Below are 4,355 nucleotides of genomic sequence, written 5' to 3' on the forward strand. Positions count from 1 at the left end.
GACGGCGTGGCCTCAGGGCCGGCCCCCGGCGGGCAGGCGCCGGGGCGCGGGCGGTGCGGGCGGCGCGACGGCTGCCTCGGCGGTGACGCTGACCTCGACGGTCATGCCAAGGCTGTCGGCGGGGAAGCCGGTCCAGGTGCCATGCAGCGGCAGGGCCTGGGTGGGATCGCGGGCGACCGCGACGCGAACGAGGTCGCGGTTGCCGAGGATGCCGTTGGTCGGGTCGAACTCCACCCAGCCGGCGCCGGGCAAGTAGATCCGCGCCCAGGCATGGGTGTTGCCGCCGCCGCGATGCGTCTCGCCCTCGCGCCCGGGGCTGTAGAGATAGCCCGAGACGAAGCGGGCGGCGAGGCCGAGGGCGCGCGCCGCCTCCATCAGTAGCACGGCGAAGTCGCGGCAGGTGCCGCTGCCGAGGGCAAGGGTGCGCGCCGGCTCCTGGATGCCGCGCTCGTGCCGCGGGATGTAGGTCAGCTCCCGCCCGATCGCATGCGTCATGGCGGCGAGCAGTTCGAGCGTGCCGGTCTCCCCGCCCGGCCGGAGGAAGCGCCTGGCCCAGCGATCGACCGTGCGGTCGGGGTCGGGGTAGTGCCGCTCGATCGAGCGGGCGAGGTCGGGCAATTCCTCGACGCCATAGGAGAAGGGGTAGGCGCGGGCGAATTCCTCGAGCTGGAAGTCGAGCGCGTTCAGGGGCTGGTGGTCGAGCCGCACCTGGCTTTCGAAGCGCAGCTCCCGCGCCCGCCCGGCGAAGCGCGCGATGGCGACGCTGTTGCCGAAGACGTCGTGCAGCCACCGCAGCTCCACCGGGGCGGGCGTGATGTCCAGCCTGGCCTCGATCAGCCGCTGGTCATGCCCCTCCCGCGGGCGGAGCATCATCCGGTGCTCTCCGAAGACGACCGGCTGCCGGTAGCGATAGACCGTGAGGTGGCGGACGCTCAGCAGCGGCATCGCGCCACCCGGCGGCCGCGGCGCGGCCCGGCGGCTGCCGGCCTTCTCCCATGCAGCATGATCGTGGTCTCCGCGGGCAGGAACCGCCGCGGGAACCTTTGGTTCACCGAAGAAATTGCGCAGTGCGGCATAACCCGCCCCCGCACGGCGAATTCAAGCGTCCGCGGCGAATTCAGGCTTCGAGGAAGCGCCCGGCCGCATCCCCGAGGATGCGGATGCACAGCGCCAGGTCCTCCTCCTTCGTGTCCTCCGCCCAGTGATGGCTGATGCCGCCGATCGACGGGGTGAAGAGCATCGCCACGGGCATCACCCGGGCGATGTACTGCGCATCATGGCCGGCGCCGCTCGGCATCCGCTGCCAGAGGCCGGGCGCCAGCGCCTCCGCCGCCGCGTCCAGCGCCGCCATCATCGCCGGGTCGCAGGGCGCGGGGCTGGACTTGCTGACGGCGTGCAGCGTGGCGGTCGTGCGCTCGCGCCGGTTGCTTTCCTGCACGCAGGCGCGCAGGCAGCGCTCCATCCGCTCGAGCACCGCGGTGTCGATGTCGCGGAACTGGAAGAGGATGTCGGCCCGGCCGGGGATGATGGACGGCGCGCCGGGGTCGAGGGCGATGCGCCCGCAGGTCCAGGTGCTGCGATCGCCGCACGCCTTGGGAATCTCCTGGTCCAGCATGGCCAGCAGCCGGACCGCGGCCAGGCCGGCATCCTTCCGCTCGGCCATGGTGGTACCGCCGGCATGGTCCTGCATGCCCTCGATCACGATGCGCCACTGCCAGATGCCGACGATGCCGGTGACGACGCCGGCGCGCAGCCCGGCAGTCTCGAGCTGGATCCCCTGCTCGATATGCATCTCGAAGAAGCCCTTGTGGCGACCCTTCTCGAGCTGCAGGCGCGGCTTGCCTGCCAGGCCGGCGGCCGCCAGCGCCTCCCGCAGGGGGGTGCCGTCGGTGCGGTTGCGGCTGCGGTCGATCTCGGCCTCGTCCAGGATGCCGATGATGGACTTGCTGCCGAGGAAGCCGCCCTCGAAATGCCCTTCCTCGTCGGCGAAGGCGGCGACATCCACCGGCAGGCCGGCGCGGGCCAGCGCCAGGCCGGCGACGACGCCGAGGGCGCCGTCCAGCCAGCCGGCATGGTTCTGGGTTTCGATATGGCTGCCGGCCAGCAGGTGCGGCCCCCGGCCGCGGTGCCGGCCATAGACATTGCCGATGCCGTCGATCGAGGGTTCCAGCCCGGTCTCCGCCATGCGATCCATCAGCCAGCGGCGGCTTTCCATGTCCTGCGGCGAATAGGTCGGGCGGTGCACGCCGGTGCGGTAGGCGCCGATCCGCCGCAGCTCGTTGAGGTCTCTGAGGAAGCGGTCGGCATCGATCGACGGCATGGTGGGTTCCGCCTTGGGTTGCGTTGCGTCATGCTGCCGCGCGCGCGCCGGCAAGGCCAGACCGGTCCAGCCGGGTCCGCGACGACCCGTGCCATGGGCGGCTTGCCGGGGATTGCTGCGCCGGGATGCGGCGTGGCGACGGCGAGTCCGGGCCGCGCCGGCCCTGCCCGCCGGCCCCGGGCCGGCATGGCAGCGACCGGGCTGCGCGCCGGCGCACGTCTCAAGCCCTAGGCTCTTCAACTATTCGCGAGCAACCCTGACGACTAAGTGACAAGGAAATCTTAGGAAAACAAGGCTTTCCGTCGTTGCTGCTTGGCAAGTTTCATTTCGGTATACGGTCACTGGCGTGACGAAGATCGCAGGATTCCGACAATTTTCACGATCCCGGAAGATTTCGTTACAGATTAGTGCTGACTATCCGCCGCGCCTCGCCTCAGGTTTTTGGATTAAGTGCAATACCGAAACGGACCGCCTGCTTGAGTCATACCCGATCCGTTCCGCTTGCTGCGACGGGGGTCGGGTTGGATAGACTGACGGCCATGCAACTCCAGAATGTCCAAGGCGCTGGACAGATCGCGCCGCCCTTCCCGATCCTCTCCCCGGCCGCCGCAGTGACGGAGCCGCTGGCGCGCGAGGATCTTCCCCCCGCCCTCCTCGCCATGATGATGACGGCCAACCGCATCATGGCCATGGAAGCGGTGCGCGCGGTGCCGGATGGGCGCCTGACCCCGCCGCAGTTCAGGATCCTGAACTACCTGTTCGTGGCGCCGGGCGCCTCGCTGTCCGAGGTGGCGAACTACCTCGGCGTCCGCCTTCCCACCGCCTCGGTCATGCTCGTGAAGCTCGCCGCCGAAGGCTATGTGCTGCGCAGCCGCCACCCCGCCTCCCGCCGCCGCATGCAGCTGGTGCTGACCGAGCATGGCCAGCAGGTCACCGCCTCGGTCCGCGGCGCCCTGTTCGGTCGCCTCGGCGCCGGGCTGGAACGGCTGGAGGAGGCCGACCGCGCCGCCATCCAGGACGCCATGCCGGCGCTGCGGCGGCTCTTCGCCCAGGTCTGACCCAGGCCGCGTCCCGGGGCTGCGCCGGCCCCGGGATGCGCGGCGCCCTTGCTCAATCGTCGATGATGGCCACCGCCCGCGTCCACCCGGCGGAACCGCGATGGACCTTCACCGGAAAGCAGACCACCTGGAACCCATCAGGCGGCAGCGCCTCCAGGTTGTGCAGCTTCTCCAGGTGCGAATAGCCGATCTCCCGCCCAGCGCGATGCCCTTCCCAGATCAGTGACGCGTCGCCGGTCTGCTGCACCTTCCGCCGCGTATGGCTGAAGGGCGCGTCCCAGGACCAGCCATCGGTGCCGACCAGCCGCACGCCGCGCTCCAGCAGCCAGAGCGTCGCCGCCTTCCCCATGCCGCAGCCGCAGTCGATGTAGTCGTCCTCGCCGTAGCGCGACCCGGCGCGGGTGTTCACCACGACGATCTCGAGCGGCCGGAGCGTGTGGCCGATGCGCGCCAGCTCCGCCTCCACATCGCCGGGCTGCACCACGTAGCCGTCCTCGAAATGCCGGAAATCCAGCTTCACCGCCGGCTGGTGGCACCATTCGAGCGGCACCTCGTCGATCCGCCAGGACGGCTCGCCGCCCGGCTTCAGCCGCTCGTTCATGCGGGAGAAGTAGTGGTACGGCGCGTCGAGATGCGTGCCGTTGTGCGTGCTGATGTCCACCCGCTCCACCGCGGCATATTCGCCCTCCGGCAGCGCATCCACCGGCACGCCCATGTATTCCGCCATGCGCGGCGCGGTCATGTGGTGGTCGTGATAGGCGATGTTCGGCTCCATGCCCGGCGGGTCCGACTTGATCCCGGCCTTGAGCGGCACGGAGATGTCGATGAAGCGGCGCGGCATGGCCTTTCCCTCCCTCGCGGCGGCCCCTGCATCGGGCCGCGGTCCGGGGGCGGAGCCTGGACCGGGCGCGGCCGCCGGTCCAGCCGCCGGACCCGCGCCGCAGGCGGCGATGCGCCGGCGCGCGCCGGCCCATGAC

The 4,355-nt window shown here is 70.8% G+C and carries 4 protein-coding genes; 1 reads left to right on the forward strand and 3 read right to left on the reverse strand.

The features are described 5' to 3' along the window. Positions 1–12: 12 nt before the first annotated feature. Both E2C05_RS29205 and E2C05_RS29210 read right to left on the reverse strand, forming a co-directional pair. The gene (locus E2C05_RS29205) at positions 13–945 is read right to left on the reverse strand and encodes a transglutaminase family protein (protein ID WP_133223138.1); all 933 of its coding nucleotides are present in this window, start codon (positions 943–945) and stop codon (positions 13–15) included. A 172-nt stretch (positions 946–1,117) separates the two neighbouring features. Beyond that, a complete protein-coding gene (locus E2C05_RS29210) occupies positions 1,118–2,320 on the reverse strand; it encodes a Zn-dependent hydrolase (RefSeq protein WP_133223139.1) in 1,203 nt (400 codons plus the stop codon). 539 nt (positions 2,321–2,859) lie between these two features. Between E2C05_RS29210 and E2C05_RS29215 the strand changes: the two genes are divergently transcribed. Beyond that, positions 2,860–3,378 (forward strand): MarR family winged helix-turn-helix transcriptional regulator, encoded by a 519-nt coding sequence (locus E2C05_RS29215; RefSeq protein WP_133223140.1) that lies wholly within the window; start codon positions 2,860–2,862, stop codon positions 3,376–3,378. A gap of 52 nt (positions 3,379–3,430) precedes the next feature. Here E2C05_RS29215 and E2C05_RS29220 read toward each other — a convergent pair whose 3' ends face one another. Beyond that, positions 3,431–4,219, reverse strand: a complete 789-nt coding sequence (locus E2C05_RS29220) for a cyclase family protein (protein WP_133223141.1) — start codon at positions 4,217–4,219, stop codon at positions 3,431–3,433. Positions 4,220–4,355: the final 136 nt, after the last annotated feature.

Source organism: Paracraurococcus ruber (assembly GCF_004353985.1).
Classification (GTDB): Bacteria; Pseudomonadota; Alphaproteobacteria; order Acetobacterales; family Acetobacteraceae; genus Paracraurococcus; species Paracraurococcus ruber.